The sequence below is a fragment of the Peribacillus sp. B-H-3 genome, from assembly GCF_048572925.1.
In the GTDB taxonomy this organism is placed as follows: Bacteria; Bacillota; Bacilli; order Bacillales; family DSM-1321; genus Peribacillus.
Genome location: NZ_CP183879.1, coordinates 965,853 through 985,000, shown reverse-complemented (window position 1 = coordinate 985,000; position 19,148 = coordinate 965,853). Strand labels below are relative to the sequence as shown.

General features: G+C 41.3%; 17 protein-coding genes (1 of these 17 only partly in view). 5 read left to right on the top strand and 12 right to left on the bottom strand.

The window, feature by feature from the left end; all coding sequences use genetic code 11:
• The 4 genes from ACN6MY_RS04845 to pulA form a co-directional block, all read right to left on the bottom strand.
• Positions 1-382, bottom strand: the 5' portion of a protein-coding gene (locus tag ACN6MY_RS04845) for a sortase domain-bontaining protein (RefSeq protein WP_419882981.1). 350 nt of this gene lie to the left of the window's left edge; only the first 382 of its 732 coding nucleotides appear in the window; it begins with the start codon at positions 380-382; its stop codon lies beyond the left edge, outside the window.
• Between the two features lie 47 nt (positions 383-429).
• A complete protein-coding gene (locus ACN6MY_RS04840) occupies positions 430-639 on the bottom strand; it encodes a hypothetical protein (protein ID WP_419882980.1) in 210 nt (69 codons plus the stop codon).
• A 470-nt stretch (positions 640-1,109) separates the two neighbouring features.
• A complete protein-coding gene (locus ACN6MY_RS04835; protein WP_419882979.1) occupies positions 1,110-3,482 on the bottom strand; it encodes an alpha-amylase family glycosyl hydrolase in 2,373 nt (790 codons plus the stop codon).
• 76 nt (positions 3,483-3,558) lie between these two features.
• Positions 3,559-6,459, bottom strand: coding sequence for a type I pullulanase (gene pulA / locus ACN6MY_RS04830; RefSeq protein WP_419882978.1), 2,901 nt, complete (start codon positions 6,457-6,459; stop codon positions 3,559-3,561).
• Between the two features lie 418 nt (positions 6,460-6,877).
• On the opposite strand from pulA, the gene ACN6MY_RS04825 reads away from it, so the two are divergent.
• A complete protein-coding gene (locus tag ACN6MY_RS04825) occupies positions 6,878-7,006 on the top strand; it encodes a bacitracin ABC transporter ATP-binding protein (protein ID WP_419882977.1) in 129 nt (42 codons plus the stop codon).
• Between the two features lie 239 nt (positions 7,007-7,245).
• Here ACN6MY_RS04825 and ACN6MY_RS04820 read toward each other — a convergent pair whose 3' ends face one another.
• The 4 genes from ACN6MY_RS04820 to ACN6MY_RS04805 all read right to left on the bottom strand — a co-directional run bounded on the left by ACN6MY_RS04820 (position 7,246) and on the right by ACN6MY_RS04805 (position 10,711).
• Entirely contained in the window at positions 7,246-8,796 is a 1,551-nt protein-coding gene (locus ACN6MY_RS04820) for an MDR family MFS transporter (RefSeq protein WP_419884073.1), read from the bottom strand.
• Positions 8,797-8,900: 104 nt separating this feature from the next.
• Positions 8,901-9,335 (bottom strand): MarR family winged helix-turn-helix transcriptional regulator, encoded by a 435-nt coding sequence (locus ACN6MY_RS04815; RefSeq protein WP_419882976.1) that lies wholly within the window; start codon positions 9,333-9,335, stop codon positions 8,901-8,903.
• 105 nt (positions 9,336-9,440) lie between these two features.
• A complete protein-coding gene (locus ACN6MY_RS04810) occupies positions 9,441-10,277 on the bottom strand; it encodes a phosphotransferase (protein ID WP_419882975.1) in 837 nt (278 codons plus the stop codon).
• Between the two features lie 59 nt (positions 10,278-10,336).
• Entirely contained in the window at positions 10,337-10,711 is a 375-nt protein-coding gene (locus ACN6MY_RS04805; RefSeq protein ID WP_419882974.1) for a VOC family protein, read from the bottom strand.
• Between the two features lie 243 nt (positions 10,712-10,954).
• Between ACN6MY_RS04805 and ACN6MY_RS04800 the strand changes: the two genes are divergently transcribed.
• Positions 10,955-12,241, top strand: a complete 1,287-nt coding sequence (locus ACN6MY_RS04800; protein ID WP_419882973.1) for a protoglobin domain-containing protein — start codon at positions 10,955-10,957, stop codon at positions 12,239-12,241.
• Between the two features lie 48 nt (positions 12,242-12,289).
• Here the strand turns inward: ACN6MY_RS04800 and ACN6MY_RS04795 are convergent, their stop codons facing one another.
• Positions 12,290-13,252, bottom strand: coding sequence for an RNA polymerase sigma factor (locus tag ACN6MY_RS04795; RefSeq protein ID WP_419882972.1), 963 nt, complete (start codon positions 13,250-13,252; stop codon positions 12,290-12,292).
• Positions 13,253-13,501: 249 nt separating this feature from the next.
• On the opposite strand from ACN6MY_RS04795, the gene ACN6MY_RS04790 reads away from it, so the two are divergent.
• The 3 genes from ACN6MY_RS04790 to ACN6MY_RS04780 are packed head-to-tail and all read left to right on the top strand — an operon-like array spanning position 13,502 to position 15,371.
• Complete coding sequence (locus tag ACN6MY_RS04790) at positions 13,502-13,810, top strand: GntR family transcriptional regulator (RefSeq protein WP_419882971.1); 309 nt, start codon at positions 13,502-13,504, stop codon at positions 13,808-13,810.
• Positions 13,807-14,943 carry a PLP-dependent aminotransferase family protein gene (locus ACN6MY_RS04785; protein ID WP_419882970.1) on the top strand — a complete coding sequence of 379 codons (1,137 nt, stop codon included), beginning with the start codon at positions 13,807-13,809 and terminating at the stop codon, positions 14,941-14,943. Before ACN6MY_RS04790 ends, ACN6MY_RS04785 begins: the two co-directional genes overlap by 4 nt.
• Positions 14,944-14,999: 56 nt before the next feature.
• On the top strand, positions 15,000-15,371 hold the full coding sequence (locus ACN6MY_RS04780; RefSeq protein ID WP_419882969.1) for a general stress protein: 372 nt from the start codon (positions 15,000-15,002) through the stop codon (positions 15,369-15,371).
• 74 nt (positions 15,372-15,445) lie between these two features.
• Here the strand turns inward: ACN6MY_RS04780 and ACN6MY_RS04775 are convergent, their stop codons facing one another.
• From ACN6MY_RS04775 to ACN6MY_RS04765, 3 genes are read right to left on the bottom strand one after another with little or no spacing between them, the layout of a single operon-like run.
• A complete protein-coding gene (locus ACN6MY_RS04775; RefSeq protein ID WP_419882968.1) occupies positions 15,446-16,549 on the bottom strand; it encodes a Ger(x)C family spore germination protein in 1,104 nt (367 codons plus the stop codon).
• Positions 16,546-17,640 carry a GerAB/ArcD/ProY family transporter gene (locus ACN6MY_RS04770; RefSeq protein WP_419882967.1) on the bottom strand — a complete coding sequence of 365 codons (1,095 nt, stop codon included), beginning with the start codon at positions 17,638-17,640 and terminating at the stop codon, positions 16,546-16,548. The genes ACN6MY_RS04775 and ACN6MY_RS04770 overlap by 4 nt, the downstream gene beginning before the upstream one ends.
• Positions 17,641-19,017 carry a spore germination protein gene (locus tag ACN6MY_RS04765; RefSeq protein ID WP_419882966.1) on the bottom strand — a complete coding sequence of 459 codons (1,377 nt, stop codon included), beginning with the start codon at positions 19,015-19,017 and terminating at the stop codon, positions 17,641-17,643.
• Between the last annotated feature and the right edge of the window lie 131 nt (positions 19,018-19,148).

The window sequence follows — 19,148 nt, the reverse complement described above, 5'->3', positions numbered from 1 at the left end:
CGAAAAGTCCGGTGCAGGTAATGACATTCAGCCTTGCCTTATCCCTCTTGCCGAAAATTTCTTTAATCGGTGCACTTTTGTATGGATAACTCTTCTTTTTCTGAACAGTAAAAGTCATTTTTTTTGATTTCCGGTCATAGAGAATGATTTCATCCCCAGCTTTCAGTTCTTTTAATTTGAAGAAAACCGCAGGTTCAGTTTTATTATCCACATGCCCATCAATCACTGCACTTCCCAGTTCGCCCGGAATTGTTCCAGGCTCAAACCACGCCGCATGCTTGTCATCTTTCGGAACATCCATTTCCCCGTTCTTTAAGATTCCTGCTTTTTCTACCTTGGTATCTATTTTTAGTGAAGGGATTTTTATTCTAGATGGAATCAATCCCTGGCTTTCTTCAATTTGCCTTCTTTCCAGTTCTATACGTTTGTTTACAAAAGGGGCCGCATCTCCTCAGAGAGTGCAAATTCTTTAAAAATGGGATCCTTGGACATTTTCTTTACATCCTGCTTCTTTTTTTCCGGACTTGCTGAATGGGAGTGGCTTGAACGGATAGTGTCCATGACAGGAGTTTCCTGGCATCCTGCGAGGAGCAATCCTGATAAACAAGCGGCAGCCATAATGGAAGAAAATCGTTTCATGTATATACTCCTCTTTTCATTTATAAGGTCTTTTATCAGGATAACGTCAGAAGTCTGAAATTGGATCACATTTTCAGGCAAAAATCCAACTTTATCCTCCCCCTAAATTGAGCAAATTTCTGTCTCTTCCACTACGTGAAACTGTTTCTGGATAAATGCCTGCCTTCTATTAACCCTTTTATCAAACACATAAACATAATATTTTTCTGTGAAGCTTCATCAGCAATCATAAACGAGCAATTGGACTGTTTCTTTTTTTTTGCTGTTCAGTACATATTTTTTTGCAGGAGCTAATTTTTAAAAGGGTTAATTACGAGCAGTCAAGTCGTCCACCACTTATCTCCGCCGCAGAGAATGTTGTATTAGACTTAATAAACCCGCAATCCATATGGATTGCGGGCCAATATCACATAATCCTTACTTCCCCTTGTGCGGAGTGCCGGAAAGTTTATAAACTGAAACCGTTCCTTTTATTGCCGGAAGACTGATCCCCCTGTCTTTTGTGTTTTCAGGTAATTATGCGTTAAGGTATTTTCAGCATATTTGAAGTCAGCACTGCTCAGCTTTACAGGCACGGTTTGTGATTTGTTGATGACCACAAGCAGGCGATCTTTCTTATAGATTCTTTCAAAAACAAGCACATTATCATTTATAAGTTTTTGTTTATAGGTGCCTTTTTGAAGGGCTATTTCATGATTTCTCAGGGAAATCCATTGCTGATAATACTTTTTAAGCTCCAGGTTTTGAACCTTGGGATCCCACGGCATCATTTCGCGGAAATAGCGGTCTTTATAATCCGTAACCTGATTATGGTCTTTGCTTTGCGATAGGCCTACTTCTGTTCCGTAATAAATAACAGGTGTGCCTGGCAGGGTAAATTGGGCAGCAGCAGCCAGCTTTAATTTATTTGTATCCCCGCCAGCTTCGAATAAGAAACGCGGCATATCATGATTATCGAGGAACGTATTCATCCGGAATTCCTTCGGATATGTTTTCTCGTTGCTTGTGATTGCTTCTCCAAGTTCCTTCATAGATTTATCCTTGGCGAAAACATCACTGAGGGCGCCCTGCATAGGGAAGTCGAGAGCACCATCGAGTTTTCCTGCATAGGTGCTGATTTTTTCGCGGCTGTCCCAAACCTCTCCAAAAATATAGGCATCCGGATTAATTCTTTTTACAGTATATCTGAAATCTACCCAAAAACTGTAGCTCGGGCCTTTTGCATAATCCAGCCTGAATCCATCAAACCTCAGATTTTTAAGCCAAAATGGCACAACCGTTTTCAGCATGTAGTTTCTAGTGTCTGGATTGTCATTGTTTAACTGCGGGAGTTCTGAAACACCGCTGAAGGTTTCATATTTGTCCGGCCAGTGCGTAAAGGTATACCACTTATAATAAGGGCTCTTTTCTCCATTTTTTTGTGCATCCTTGAAAAACGGATGCTGGTTTGAAGTATGATTCGGGACAAGGTCATATACAGCTTTCATCCCTCTTCGGTGAGCTTCTTTAATAATTGATTTCATTAATTCCTCATCACCGAAACGGCGGTCGATTTTAGTGAAACTGGCCGGATGGTAGCCATGTGAATAAGGACCCTCAAAAACAGGGGATATCCAAATTGTTTTAATACCCAGGCTCTGAATATATCCAAGTTTTTCTTTTACACCAGCAAGATCTCCGCCCATCCAGCCCTTAAGGCGCTCATCATATGGCAGGGCAAGGCTTTTGGGATCGTCGTTTTTTATATTTCCATCCATGAATCTGTCCACGAAAATCTGATAAATGGACCCAGTTTTGGCCCAATCGGGAGATTTGAACTGATCCACATAATAAGCAAATTCTGTGGCATCCTCAGCTGTAAGGCTATTGGTATCTGCAAATTGAGATCCTTTCCCCTTTGAGTACCAAATATCTGTTTTGTACTTTACTCTTGTCTGATTTTTCTGCTTCGGTATCATTCCGCTGAAGACAGTTGTAATCATTCCATCCTCATTTTTCGACGATGATTGTACTGTCAGAGGAACAAAGTTCCCTCTTAGCACCTTCCCTCTTTTTCCGGAAGGAGAAGATCCGTCGGTTGTATAATAAATTCCTCCTTTATCAATAGGACCATAGTGTTCAGCCTGGACCTTTATCCGCACATTATCCTTGCTGTCAGGCACCTTTGGCATAAAGTCATAATTATGGCTCACATTGTTTGCCACAGGGACAGCTTTAAAAGATGAAATTGTATCATTGAAGATTGTTCCTTCTTTGCTGAATACCGCTTCACGCGGCAGCTGGCGGTCTTCTGCATATTTAATATCCCCCAGCCCATACAGGTATGTGAACGATTCGCCCGGATTGCCCGTTAAAGTAAGAGTCCAGGTTCTTTCACCTGTTCTTGTCATGTAAGTGACTCCATAATTGAAATTGTTGAGACTGGAAGCTACAGATGGAACTGCCCAGCTGGGAGCAGAAGCGGGCAATGTCAGGTTCAAGGTCACTTTACCTTCAGCTTCTGTGAGTTTAAGATCCACTGTCCTTTCATTTTCAGGGTGAAAAACAAATACGTAGTTTCCTGATTGAGGAGGGGTGAATGTTAAGTTGTCTCCATCCATCCAATTTCCATCTCTCACATATTTAAATTCAACCACTTTCCCTCCTGCCAGAGGAATGGGCTTTGATTTCCAGGTTCCATCGCTTTGCTTAGCAAGCTGGTTATTATCCGAGCCCCAGTCAAGCGGCGCTTCACTTCCCCTGACTACAACCTTGCTGTAATCGGCTGCATGCGAGTGGGCAGGTGTGAAAAACGAGCAGAACATAAAAAACAAGATTACAAGAAAGAGCGGCTTTCTTTTCATATCTTTTTCCTCCTGAAATAGTTGTAAAAAGGAAGATCAGGATTTCCTTTACCTGATCTTCGCTTCTTCATTTTGCTTATTTCACTTCAAGTACAAAGGTGCTCAGTGCAGGCACATTGACTTTTGATCCTTTTATAACCTGCAATGTTTTATTCCCTGATTTTTCTCCGTTAACAAGCACCTTCCACGTCCCTGAGGATGGAAGTGCAACAGAAACAGCTTTTCTGTTGGCATTGTAAATGACGGCAAGGTCTTTTGCATGATCTCGAGTGGCATGTCCATTGATATGGTACGCCACCGTGTTTTTCGGTGCTTTTAGGAATGATAGATGCTTGCGGATATCAGAAGCTGTTCTCATCCTTAGGGCAGGGTGGCCTTTTCGGAGCTCAATAAGCCCTTTCATGTACTTCACTTCTTTATCAAAATCGGCACGCCTTTGCCAATCAAGCTGATTCGTGGAGTCTGGTGCATTGTAGCTGTTTCCATTTCCACCCTTGGTTCTCATGAATTCCTGCCCCGCATGGATAAAGGAAATCCCCTGCGACGTCAGGACAACGGAAGAAGCAAGCTCATGCATTTTTTTCCTGACCGCAAGTGAATCTTCAGGGTTGGTCTTCTGCAATTTATCCCAAACAGTAAGATTGTCATGTGCTTCCGCATACTCCACAACCTGTCCCGGATCCTTATATGTGGCGATGGAAGCCGGATAATCAATACCTGCTTTTATCCCTTCTTTAATGCTATTTTCGGTATTTTCTCTCCCATTCACAAAACCCGGATCTTCATCTTCAAAGACACTGCCTTTTATGGCATCCCGAATGCCGTCATTAAAATGAGCAATTCCTGTCATTTTTGAGGCATTCTTTTGATTGGCCTTCAGGGAAGGATCAAGCGGGGTGTTCAAGTCCCATCCTTCTCCAAGAACGATGATGGAAGGATCGATTTTATTCAAAGATTTTCTCACTTCATTCATGGTCGTTATATCAAGAATCCCCATTAAATCAAACCGGAAGCCGTCCAGGTTATATTCCTTCGCCCAGTAGCTTACAGAGTCAACGATGAATTTCCTCATCATTTTCCGTTCGGATGCTGTATCGTTTCCTACCCCTGTTCCATTTGCCAATGTTCCGTCCTCGTTATATCTGAAATAATAGCCGGGAACAAGCTGCTGGAAGTTTGATTCACTAGCTGAAAACATATGATTATAAACAACATCCATAATTACTCTTAAATTATTTTTGTGAAGAGATTGGACCATCTGTTTAACCTCTGTGATCCGCTTGGCAGGATTATATGGATCTGTTGAATATGAACCCTCAGGGGCATTATAGTTCTTAGGGTCATATCCCCAGTTGAATTGCGGCTGATCCAGCTTTGTTTCATCCACTGTACGATAATCATAGATTGGCAGAAGCTGTACATGAGTTACACCCAAATCCTTGATATGGTTCAATCCTGTTTTAACGCCGCCGGGTCCTTTAGTCCCTTCCTCTGCTACGCCCAGATACTTACCTTTATTCTTAATCCCAGATTTAGGATCCTCCGAAAGATCTCTAACATGCAGTTCGTAAATAATTGCATCTTCAGGTGTGAACGGCTTCATTCTGCCGCTCCACTTAGCAGGATTGGTTTTTTTAAGATCAACAACTGTACCTTTATCTCCATTAACAGTTACAGCGCGGACATATGGATCAACTGCTTCGTTCCATTTGTTCCCGATTTTCACCTTATACGTATATATCAAACCCTCCTGGTCTCCTTTAATGAAGGAAGTCCAGGTTCCCCGTTCTGCTTTTTTGAGAGAAGTCTCCTTGCCTGTTTTATCATCCCAGGAACGGTAGGTTACAATTTTTGCTTCGCTAGCCGTTGGAGCCCAAACACGGAATGACGTTCCTCTCTTCGTATAGGTATTGCCTAGATCATGTCCTCCATAATAGAATAGGGAATCAAATTCTGGAGAACGTACCACCTTTCCCGTTTCAACAGGTGCCGTTCCGAAATTTTCCTTTGTAACTTCATAGGTTTTCGAAAGATTCAAATTCTCTTTTGTTATAATTTTCACTTTATTCGTAAAAATTCCTGTTTTACTATCGTAAGGAATGACTTCCTTGATTTTTGTGTCTCCCGAGAGTGATAATCCAGCCTTGGATGCATCAAATGGAAAATTCGTTTCAAAGGTAATCTCATTAAAAGCATCAATTGAAGCTTTAACGATTTTCGGTGTTTTATCCACAGAATCTTTATCATAATAAATCCGATCCTGCCCTTGTGCGATCCATACCTCGGCTGAACCGTCCGGCTTAAATTTTGTCACAAAGCGGTTATCAAACTCTTTTTCCGCCCACTCGTTTTCCGCTGTGCTCTTCCTGACAATCATCCCTACCTTATGAACATCCTTTAGATCATGCAAAACGATGTGCGCTACTTTTCCATAATCGTCACTTTCCATAAATGTCACTGCCTCACCATTGCCGCCTTCAGGCCATGCCCATAAATTCCAGCCGTCATATTGATTGTCATAACGGAAATAATGGACTGTTACATTGATATTTTCATAGGAAGGAAGATTGCGATATTCCCCGTCAGGCGGCTCTGTATATGTACGATCGTCCCCGGCTTTTACCCAGACCTCGCCTTCTCCCCCGGAAATATCAATCATTCGGTCGCCGCCGTCTTTTTCCCAGCTATCAGTGCGTACAATGAATCCTGCTTTTTTAAAATTTCCGTCCAATTCTATCTCGGCTATCTTGCCAAAGGCATCACTGCCGGTAAACGGATAGGCTTTTCCCTCGCCGCCCTCAGAGAAGACCCATAAATTCCAATCCTTCGTATTTCCTTTCGCTTCCTGATAGTGAATTATAATCTTAGTTTTTCCTTCTGCAAACGTTTGCGCAAAACTGAATGAAAAAATCATCCCCAGCAATAGGATACATGCTGCCGCAGCTGCAATCCCTTTTTTAAACAATTTGAAGCTCATCCAAACCCCTCCCTTTTCCTGTCATTATGTGGAATAATCCTTCTCTACTTTATCACGTTAAAAGAATTATTGAAATCGCTTTCATATAAAATAGTCATATAGCCTCAGCACAGATAAAACCCAGCCTCCCAAACATTCCGAGGGTGCTGGCACTGGCAGCGTACATTAGCTGTCAAGATTAATAGAGCCTTAAAATTCATTCACTGATTCTGCAATCCTCTCTTGCACAAAATACCTGCTGCAGGGGACATTCCTTCAATTGAATACAAAAGTACGCTTGTTTCAAGAGTCTTTTATCACAAAATAGTAAATATTGAGCAAATAATTAGAAAATTAAAGGAATATGTTATATGATTGTCTTATATGTATGGAATTCTCCAATATGCAAATAATAACAGTACGAAAGAGGTGGGACGTCATGCGCAAGGAAAAAAATCCGCTGCTTTCTGATGAGTTCTTGGATGAAGTGGCACGGGAAATCAGCCAGCTTTACAATGAGTCAAAACGCGATCAATATGAAGAGCAGATTAATAATGATTTGGAATAATCGCAGACCTTTTAAAAGCCATTTTCAAAAATCCCCAGATTCAACTAACTGCTCACGTACTTTATGCTATTGCTTTTCTCCTAAAAAACTCTCTCTTTCTTAATCATCCAACTTGCAAATTTATGATGAATTTCTGGATGAAAAAACGAATAATGGAAGCTTGCACTTTTTTGTGAAAGCTTCTAAATTTCCTAAAAAAACCAAAACAGCCGGAAATTATTCCCGGCTGTTTGTTTTCGTTATCCCAGTTCCGGTGAAGCGTTCGTTTCCTCAGAAATCGGTTCCTGGGTTTTCTTATTTGATAATTGAATTTTGTGAAGGAACAATGTAAATACTGCTCCAATAACAATGAAAATCAAGCCTGCAAAAAATACAGTATGCAGGGAATCCATCAGTGAAGTTTTAATAATCGGCAGCATCTTATCCAATAAGCTTGATGGTATTTTCTTCAGAGCTTCTGGTGAGAAAAGCATCTGAAATAAGCCGCTTGGGTTATCATCAACCATGTATTTAAACTTTGCACTCATGGCTTCCGCCTGGCTTGGCAGGCTGTTAAGGAATGGAACAAATTTATCTGTTAAAAGGGTTCCTGCCCTGCTGTTCATGACAGCACCCAGGATGGTAATCCCAAAGGTCCCTCCGATAGAACGGAAAAACTGGCTGGATGAGGTTACAACTCCCAGTTCTTTTTTAGAAAAGCTCTCTTGAAGTGCGAGTGTCAGGATCGGCATAACCAGACCCATTCCCAAGCCAATTACTCCCATATAAGTGGTCGCAGTTAATTTTGTAGTGTCCATATTAAGTGTAGTCAGCAGACCAAAACCGCCCGCCATAATCAGCATCCCAATTATGATTTGTGTTTTAATGCCGATTTTGTACACTAACTGGCCGCCTATGATACTTGCAACAATCATAGTAATCATCATTGGCGTCATAATCGTGCCTGAAGCAGTAGCGCTTACTCCAACAATCCCCTGCATGAAGAAGGGAACGAATGTTATAGCGCCAAACATTCCGACGCTCATAAAAAAGCCGATTAAATTTAATAGAGTAAAGGTCCTGTTTTTAAATAAGTACATAGGCAAAATGGGTTCCTTCGCTTTTGTTTCAATGAAAACAAAGCTTATCAGCCCGACAGCCGCAACAATCAATAAAGTAATAATCTGCCAGGATCCCCATGCGTAGTCTTTGCCTCCAAAGCTTAGGGCAAGAAGCAGTGTAACAACCCCAACAATCATAGTAAACATGCCGGCAAGGTCAAAATTAATCGGCCCTTCATTCTTTTTCGCTTTTAATCCCATCGCAATAAAGATGGTTGCGATAATGCCCACTGGCAGGTTGATATAAAATACCCATTTCCAGTTAAGAGAATCTACAATCCACCCGCCTATTTGCGGGCCAATAACAGATGCAAGGCCATAAATTCCTCCAAAAACCCCTTGGAACTTGGCTCTTTCTTTTCCTGTAAACATGTCTCCAATAACAATCATGGCCATTGGCATCATAATTCCGCCGCCAATTCCCTGCACTCCGCGGAAAATGATTAATTCTGTCATATCATTTGCCAATCCGCAAAAGACGGATCCTGCCATAAAAATTATAAGGCCTGTCACATAAACAGTTTTGCGTCCCAATAAATCAGCCAGCTTACCTGCAATGGGTACAATGGTCGTTGATGTCAGCATATAAGCTGTCGTCAGCCAGGTCATCATGCTTAAACCGCCCAGATCGCCAACAATCCTCGGCATGGCTGTACCTACAATTGTACCGTCCAGCGCCGAGAAAAACATGGCGATGATCAGGCCAATCAGCAATAATTTACGGTTATAATCTTGGTTTGTATTGTTCACATATCTCTCTCCCTGTTAAATCAATCTATTCTTTCTATTACCAATCAAATCGCGGTGCTGCCAGCAAGCTTTTCCATTATGTCTGCCATCATGGAAAGCTCTTGTTCTGACAGTATGGAAAGGCAGCGTTCCACAATAGCTCTTCTCTCAGATAAAATAATTCCAAACTTTTCTCTGCCTTTATCCGTCAGTCCGATATTGACCACTCTTCTATCTTTTGTGTCGTGCTCCCGGAATACAAATCCTCCCTGCTCGAGCCGGTCGATCATAAAAGTAGCTGCACTCGGCTTGACTTCCATCAGGTCCACCAGCTGAGAAATTCTGCATATCCCATTCTTTTTTATAAAAGACAGGACAAACCATTGTGTCGGCGTGACTCCCTGGTTATTCAATGCTTCAAGCATTTCTGGCTGTATCTTTTGGATTGTGACTTGAAGCCCGGTTTGTATACGGTCATGATATTTCCTTGTGCCTTCCACATGAACCCTCCTGTTTGCAATATCCAAGGTGCGCAATAATTAATTTTGATTAATATTTAACCTTATTAAATATATATCCGCAATAAGTAGTTGTCAAATTAATTTTTAAAATTCCTCCGCTTCGCTTTTCCATTTCTGAATCATCCATAAATCCTTGTCAGTAAGACTTCCTGCCAAATCACGAATCAAACGGATACCTGCCCATGCTCTAAATAAAGGGTCTATGGAAAACTCTCCTTGAGATTGCCTGGCATAGCCCTCTATCCAGCCCTTTTCAAAATTTTCCGCTGCAGTCTGCTGGACATCACTATGCAGCCTATTTTTGAGAAACTGAATCAGAGACCAGGTCCGTGCAAGATCAAACCGGAAGTCACCCAATGATGCATTAGGCCAGTCGATGACACCAGCAATCCTTCTGCCATCGCTAAGTACATTCAATGGATGATAATCCAAATGCAGCAGCACCTTCTCCCGGAAAGGTACGGATGACAGCTGATCCAAAGTTTCTTTTTCTTCATCTGATGCAGGAAGCAGCCAGCTCTGGAAGTTTTCTAAGGAAAATCCCTGAACGGAGATTGAATGAATTTCTTTCTGCATACTGCCAAATTGGATCCCCAGTGCTTCCGCGGTATCAGGGCGTTCAAGCAGAAACTGAAAAACAGTATCCCCCTTCACCCAGTCTGTAAGCATAACTGAATGATTTCCAATTAATGTAACCGATTGTATTGCCGGGACCTTTACCCCTTTTGATAAGGCATGATTCATGCTCACCTGTTCTTTAGCAAATTGGGCATGGCGTTCTGCAGGAAGGATGCGCAGGGCAAATTGTTTACCATACGGCTCATCTATTTTCCATACTGAACAATCCATCCCTCCATGGATTTCTGTATAAATAGCTGCAGGATTTATCTTTAACTTCATTAAAATTTCGGTAATATCCATGTCTCGTTCTCCTTTGGAATACATCCGCTTTTCTTCATCACTTCACTCATACCACTCCCTCAGCCGTTGCAAATCATAATTATATTCCCATCAGGGTCCTTAATAGTAAAGAAAGAAAAATCGGCAAATTTCACGATTTTAATATCTCCTTCATATCCCATTTCCTTAATATACTGCCTGGCATTGCCGATAGAATCAGTATGGAAATTAAAAATCGGATAATTAGAAGGTGCAGGGTTATTAGGATTGTCTTCTGTCCCTGCATCCAGTGTCAGACCCGTATACTCGCTCATTTTCACATTAAACACAGGGCGCTTCGCTTCATTTTCTTTGTATTCCTGGCCAAGCAGCCGGCTGTACCAGGCAGCTGATCTTTCCAGGTTTGTGACAGGAATAAATACGGTATTTATCTTATTTTTTATTGGACTATTCATCTGACACACTCCATTTCCAAAAAGGTTTCACTTTATTAAACGGATGTTTTCGCCGGAATTATACGGTCTTTTAAAATATTTTAAAAAGCTCTGTAAAACTTGCCGCTTGATTTTCGCAGGAGCCTCGCAGCTTTTCGCTTCAATCAATATTAGGTCTAAATCAGCAAAGGACGCTTTTTGAAAAAGATATTGCGCAGTATACATAAGGGAATTTCCGAAAGATACACAAGGAGGCATATTATAATGATTTTTAAAAAGGCAAAACAAAAGCAGACTGCAGCAAGACAGGGCAAAGCTGAGCTTGAAATAACGAAAGGCAGTTCTGTAGAAAAGCAGATTAGGATGATAGGTTTGACAGAGGATGATTTACGGATGATTAACTTCCTTCAGCCATTCGCCGCGGAAAAATTGGATTTTATTGTGGATAGGTTTTATCAGAACCTTGAACATGAACCTTCTCTATTAAACACCATTAATCACCACAGCTCAATTGAGCGCTTAAAGAATACCCTGAAGCGGCATATTTCAGAGATGTTTGACGGTGTGATCAACGATGCCTATTTTCTTAAAAGAATTAAAATAGCACAAATACATGTAAAAATAGGATTGCAGACAAAATGGTATATGTGCGCATTTCAGGACTTGTTTCTTTCACTTTCTTCCATTATTGAAGAAAATATTGAAGATAAGGAAGAAGGCTTCCAAGCTTTGAAGGCTGTATCTAAAATGCTGAATTTAGAGCAGCAGCTAGTCTTGGAAGCATATGACTCGGAGACGGAACGGTTAAAAAACGAGGTAGAGGAACAAAAGAATTTGATACGCGGGAATGTGGCAAATGCCTCGCAGAATTTGGCTGCGATTTCACAGGAAACGAACGCATCCTTTCATCATCTTAATGCCCAATCAGACGAAATTGTTTCACTCGCCAATACAGGAACGGAACTTTCTAATCTGGCGGAAGAAAGAGCCCAAAAAGGAAAAGAACAGCTGCAGAAACAAAATCTTAATATGTCAGATATCCATGATTCTGTAAATGACATATCAAATGATCTTCAGGTTCTACTGAAAATCTCGAAGCAGATGCAGGAAATCGTAAGCATCGTAACAGGCATAGCTGACCAGACAAACCTGCTTTCCCTGAACGCTGCGATAGAAGCAGCCCGGGCCGGGGAACACGGTAAAGGCTTCTCTATTGTGGCAGAAGAGGTACGAAAGCTTTCAGATGAAACAAAGAAATCGGTCACCAACGTTGCAGGCCTTATTTTAAATACTAATTCCCAGGCAGAAAAGCTGACTTCATCACTTGAGAAAATTAGGGAAGCTGTAAAAGAAGGTAACAGCAGCATGAAAGAAACAGGGGAGCATTTTGAACAGATTCTGAAGACGATGGGTGAAACAAAATTGCAAAATAACCGGATAGAGCAAGAACTGATCTCATTCACCGGTGTAATCACTTCTTTAGGCAAAGCGTTTGACCAGGTCGCTTCATCCGCAGACGGACTGACAAGCATCACAAGAGAGATGGAATGAATAGGGCAAGGAGGACCGGTGGAAGCCGTCCTCCTTTTTTCAAGCAAATTAAAACTGGTTTTGAAAACACTTTGCATTCAGCCCTATTTTAAGCTCATGAGCAGCCAGGTTCATTAATTCCCAGGAAAAACAATAAAACCTCCAGTTCATTACGTACCCCTCTTCCAACTCAACGCAGTGAATGTTTGTCAAATAAATGTCTTCCTCCCTTCTTTCCATTTCGAGAATGACCGGCCTTCCCCACAGACTTTTATAAAGGGCAACCGTTTCACCCTGCCTTTGTGCCGACTCTTCCCAATCTCTAAGCGAGTTTTTCTTGGTTTCCTCCTTTCCATATTCAATGCCTGCATGGATAATTTCTGTTTTCACATGTTCATGGAGCAGGGAAGCAATCACTTCCGGGTCTTTATTGCGAAATCCCTCCAAAAGTCTTTCAATCACGATATTTAAAGGCTCCAGATTCACTGCATGTTCTTTTTTATGCTGCGCCTTACCCATTTGAATGCTCTTTAACGCTAATCGGCCCCGTTCCAATGAAGCATAAACAGCTCCCCTTGTTGTCCCGATTATATCGGCTGCTTCATCTGCTTTAAAAAGAAAGACATCCGTCAATAGCATTGATGCAAATTGTTTAGGTGTAAGATGTTTTAATAAAAACTCCATATTTTCAAGTGTTTGAAATTGAATGGAGCCAGAAAAATCCTGCACCATTTCAATTGGATATACGTCTAAAATTTCTGCTTTCCTTCTCCGGTGCTGATCGATCCAGATGTTTGTGGCAATCCTGAATAAATATGCTTTAATGTTCATCTCCTGAAACACCTTGGAGAGAAGCGAAAGTGATTTCAAAAGAGTTTCCTGCACAAGATCCTCTGCGTCCCACGGTGAGCCCGTCAGCCTGTAGCAGTAGCTCCACAAAACAGAACGATAAGGCTCAATGGACTTTTTATAGTTACTTTCTGCTTTTCTCAAATCTTCGCCAATCTCCGTCAGACGCTTTTTATTTTCCATGGATTCTCTCCTGTTATGATTTTGAGTGTAGCCATTCGCCATCCCTATTCATTCTAGCGGGCTGCCCTTAATTCCTTTTTTTCTGGAACCTATCCGGATTTATATTTCGCTGCCTGGTTTTAATATCGGAGACCGATCGCACACACATCAAATACAAAACAATTACAGCTCACATTTGCCAATAAAATATATGCATTGATTTTCAGGATTGATATAATTTCCCTATAATCAGGAAATGATGCGTTACAATTGCTTGATATCACACCCTTACTGGACAGCACAAAGAAAGACCCCCTATATATTCAGCTTTATCAATTTTTGAAAAAAGAGATTCTATCCGGACGAATTTCTCCAGGTGAGAAGCTGCCCTCTAAACGAAAACTTTCCCTGCACTTGTCTCTAAGCCAAAATACCATTAATGCTGCATATGGGTTGCTGTATTCAGAAGGATATACGATGGTCATTCCCAGAAAAGGAGTATTTGCTGCATATATTTCCGAGGATGTCCACCACCCTGACTCTCGTATTTCCGAAAACACGCTGGAGCAGCGCATTTGACAGAAATTATTTATGACTTCAGCCATGGCGGGGTGGATGCAGGTTCCTTTCCCTATACAGTCTGGAGGCGTATTTCCAGCGAACTTCTTGTTCGAGATCAAAGCCGCCTCCTTTTTAGCGGAGAATATCAGGGAGAACTTTCGTTAAGGAAGGAATTATCACGGTACCTCTACCATTCAAGAGGTGTTAGGTGCACGCCCGGGCAAATCATTGTTGGAGCGGGCACCCAGTATTTAATGATGCTGCTTAATCTATTAATCGATAAAAATGCAAAAATCGGAGTTGAGGATCCCGGTTTTCACCGGACACGGGCTGCATTTGAACATGGAGGCAAAATGTTGATTCCTCTGCCGCTTGATGAACACGGGCTGAAGGTAAATGAGCTGAAAAAAACGAATGCAAACTTGGTGTATGTGACTCCCTCCCACCAATTCCCCTATGGAATGATGATGCCGTTAAAACGGAGGAAAGAGCTTCTCGAATGGGCACAAATGCAGGATGGTTACATCATAGAAGATGATTATGACGGGGAATTCAGATACAGCGGAAAGCCCATTCCTTCTTTGCAGGGGCTGGATGCTGACGGCCGTGTCATTTATCTCGGGACTTTTTCAAAATCCTTAATTCCTTCCCTTAGAGTAAGCTTCATGGTCTTGCCACAAAATTTGATTGAAAAAAATCGCGGAAAGCTTAGCGTGTATAAACAAACGGTATCGAGGTTTCACCAGCTCACTCTTTATCGCTTCATGAAAAATGGGTGCTTTGAGAACCACATTCATCGCATTCGCACCATTTACCGAAAAAAACATGAAGTTCTACTTTCATCCGTGCGCACGCATTTAGGAAATCGGGCAGAAATAACAGGAGAGAAATCGGGACTGCATATTCTTTTGCGAATTAAAGATCCCAGGACAGAGGATTTTTTCATTAATCGTGCCCTTGATTATGGAGTGCGAGTTTATCCTGCTTCTATTTACTATATAAACCAAAGGGGAGCTTACCCTGAAGTTCTGCTTGGCTTCGGCGGCCTTGCAGAGTGTGAAATAGAGGAAGCAATCAAAAGGCTTGCCGATGCCTGGTTTTCTAAAAAAGGAGGCGGCTCCAGCTCCCAGTCAAAGCGGTTACGTGTTTAAGAGCCTCGGCAGCAGGGAAAAATGATATACAGAGAGAGCAGAAGGAGGAAAAAGACATGGCAAAAAACATAGTAGGCGTTTATGAAACACCTGCCGAGACTATTTCAGCGATTGAAAATCTGAAAAATAATGGATATGAAAAAGAAAGCATTGCGGTCATTACGAATCGTTCTGACAGCAATTATTTAGAAAACCGGACAGGTGCAGAGGTGGAAAGGACAAAGTATACACCAGAAGATGAATCTGTTATGGAACAATTGATGGACTTCTTCACATCATCACCTTATGAAGCCAATGGAGTATTTTCAGTAAACGCAGATGTTTCTGAAACGGAGCTTAATAAATATTCAGCTGACCTTAATGAAGGAAAATATCTGCTGGCCGTTGATGCCATCCATGAAAATCGTCCTTTAAAAAACGTATACTGATTAGATATTGATGATTTAGCAAAACCCGGGCATGCTTTCCATGTACCCGGGTTTTGCTTTGTTCCAATCAGCGCTTAATATACGGTTCCGCTTCCATCAATCTTAACCTTCGAATGTACGTGAAAATCCAAATTTTTGTAAATCCCCTTCCATTCATCCTCCTGTTTTTGTCCGGAACCATGTCTGGCCTCATATTTCAGGCCAAGGCCCAGCGGATCCGCACCCATTTGCTGCAAATGTTTTAACAGCTCTTCTATCCGGCTGTTTATGGAAAGAGAGGCTTTTCTTTGGTACTCTAATAATTCTTTATTTGTGTTTATTTTCTCGTTTGATTCTTCAATATACCCTTCTATTTTTATATAAACATTGGCATATGGCTTTTGTTTGGCAGGAGTGATGATATCTATATTATTGCTGAATCTGTTCACGTTGATAAAAAAGTGTTCTTTCCCTTTTCCCATGTTGATTTGTCCTCTTTTAGATGTGTTTAACATTTCGTTCAGCATTCTGGTTTCATTCCGGTCAAGATCCCCCTTAAGCTTTGTCCCCCCATACAGCGCAACAGTATCGATGGAATAGCTTTTTTCAGCAGGCCTGATTATCGGCAAAACCGGATCAATTCCATCCTCCCTAAGCTTAGAATAAAAATCATTAAGGATTTCAGTCAGGATATATGTAGAGGTATTTGTCGTTTCATCAAACATAAAAACCATCGAGTTTCCAGGCAGTCTTTCTGACTTAGGGTTAATTTGCAAAACTTTTTTTGAGGAGGGCTCTGCAATCGCTATATAGGAAATCCCCTGTATATCCCTTCTGCGCACGAACCAATTCAGGGCAGTTTTCGGATTCTCGCCGATGATTTTTTTATCAAAAAGCAGCACCCTGCAATGGGCGAAGTCGAATTCTTTGTCTACCTTTGCCTTCATGACCCGGATGGCCTCTGGTATAGAATCTGCATTTTGCGAGATAATCTGGCTGTTTGATTTGCCTGCAGCAACCTGTGCTGCCGGGATGGCAAGCTTCAGGGTAACGTGATAAGGATTTTTAGGGTCCGAAGATTTATCCACGCCCATCGAGACGACGAAAAATCGTTTATCAATATCCCTGAATCCGCACCCGCAGAGGACTCCTGAAACAGTCAGCATAAGCGAAATAAGGATGATATGCCATTTGCTCATGTGTTTTTCCTCCTTAATGACAAAAAGAGAATGGTGAGAACTAAAAGGGCTTCAACAGGCAGACGAAAATTCAGCCAATAACTCACTATTATAAAAAATTCTCTCTGATTAACGGACTCCCCAAGCACAAGGGTCCCTGCACCTACTGCAGCTAAAAACATAAAAGAATAAGCACGCTGCGGCAGAAGGCCGCGCTTACCCTTTTTAGCAAATATGCCTTTAAATAATTCAAGACCAATATGCCATGTCACGATTCCAAAGAGGATGCTCAGAAGAAGAAAAACTAAAAGGAAGAAAAAACTCACCCGTTCGATGAAGCCAAATTCCATTTTTAAAGTATCCGCTGTAATTAACCATGGATAAACAAAATCGCCAACGGCTTCAAGTCCGAAGAACCCAATAGGAATAAAGAATGTGCTGATTATAATTAAAGTTCCAAGGACAGGGACAATCCAAAAAAAACGCAGAACCTTCGCTGATTCAATATAGCGATTTGCTATACCTAAATTTACATAACCCGTAAATAAATATGTTGCAGCACAAATACTGCTGTAATTTGGCCACTGCCAGGTAAAATGAAGCTCTCTAAGCACATGGTTTGGGTAAAAAAAATCACTGGTCACTGCCTTAAACAGAATAAAAGCCACCATTGGTAAAGCGATTATGATGATAAATTCAGTCAAGAACAAAACTGATTTTGTCTGCCTGACTGCCCCGAATATGACTGTAGCTATGAGAAGCCCCGTGATGGCTCTTACATCCATTTCAGGCATTAAGTAAAGCTTTATAATATAGCTGAATGAAATAACTGCAAACGTTCCGCTAAGAATCCACATCATTCCTAAAAAAAACAGATATGGTTTACTTATATATTTTGGCAGCTCCTCGGAAAAAATTTCAGGAAGGCCTTTACTTTTATAACGGGTCATTCCTTTCGTGAAAAAATATGCAAGGAAGGTTCCAACAGGTATGCTGATCAGAATCGACATGATTGCTCCGTTAAAACGTTCCTGCACGAGAACCATGGGAACATTTATCACAATATTTAATAACATGTTCATAATCACAAGGTAATAAAAATAGCGCGACAACTAGCGTGAATCCTCCTTTTTGCTCTCTATAATTTCCATAATATGCCTGTTGGATCCGCCGTAAATAGCAAGATAAGGCTTGCCAAAGCTCCGCAGATCAATCAGATAACAAAGAAGTATGACAAATCCCGCTATAAGCCCTACAAATCCAAATAAGCTTGCAAATAAAATAAGCGGGTATCTTGCGACACGAATAGCAAAACTCATTGCATTAATGGGGATTGTGAAATTGGATATTGCCACAAAAGCTGTAATGATAATCATAATAGAACTGACAAGCTGTGCCTGCTGTGCGGCCTGTCCGAGAATAAGCCCCCCGACTGTAGTTGCTGTCGGACCGATCGCTTTTGGAAGCCGGATGCTTGATTCTACCAGCATTTCAACGACAAGCATCATAAATATCACTTCAAAAAAAGATGGATACGGCACCGCCTCCCTGCTGCCCGCAATGGTCAGTGTCAGCTGTGACCTTAATATTTCCGGATTGTAAGAGGTAATCGCCACATACAAGGCAGGTAAAACAAGCGTAATAATCAGGCCTATATACCGTAAAATGATCATTAGCTGCGCAACCCAATAAGTATGAGATAAATCATCCATTGCTGAAATAAAATCAAAAAACACCGAAGGCAATACCAATCCAAACGGCGTCCCGTTTACTAACAGGGCAACCTTTCCCTGTGAAAGGCATAAAGCGATCCTGTCAGGCCGCTCTGTAATCATTATGGTTGGAAACAAGCGGTATTTTTTCTTTGTTAATGCATTCTGGAGCTGGCCTGCTGATTGGATCATATCCATATCAATTTCCGCCAGGCTGTTTTTTAATTGATTCAGCACATCTTCCTGTACATAAGAAACATCATACATAAGGGCAATCGGGGTTTTAGAAAGGGTGCCAGCTGTATGGTGTTCAACCATTAACTCAGAAGTCGGGTACCTGTTTCTAATCATGGTGATATTTGTATATAGTTCTTCGCTTAAACCTTTCTGAGGTCCCTGAACAGATGTTTCCACCATGGTTTCTAAAGGGTCTACGTTGACTGTTTTAACCTCACTGAGTGCATACACAGACCCGGAAATGAATATTACGGTATTTCCTCTCAAAAGTTTGTTCTCAATATTTTCCTGATCTGTTATCTTTACCGAACCTGGCAAAGATAATAAATGCAGGACAAACTTGCTTTCCTTCTCGCACATCATGAGCGGCTGAATAATTTCTTTTCTTATTTTTTCTTCATCACACATGCTTTTAAGATATACCAGCACAATGCCATTTTCATAGTATTGGAATTCATGAATAATAAAGTCTTTGCTCTCATTAAATTTCCTCTTTAAGGTGCTGATGACCTTACTTTCTTTTTCCATAGTCTTCTTCAACACCTCTATCCTTTATTATTTGTTTAGTATTTGGATTAATTTATCTTTTCATGCATAAAACGAAAACGAGGGATTAACAGGACATAGATTACCGGCAATAACACTTCTTTTGCCTATATCATTTTCCGTCC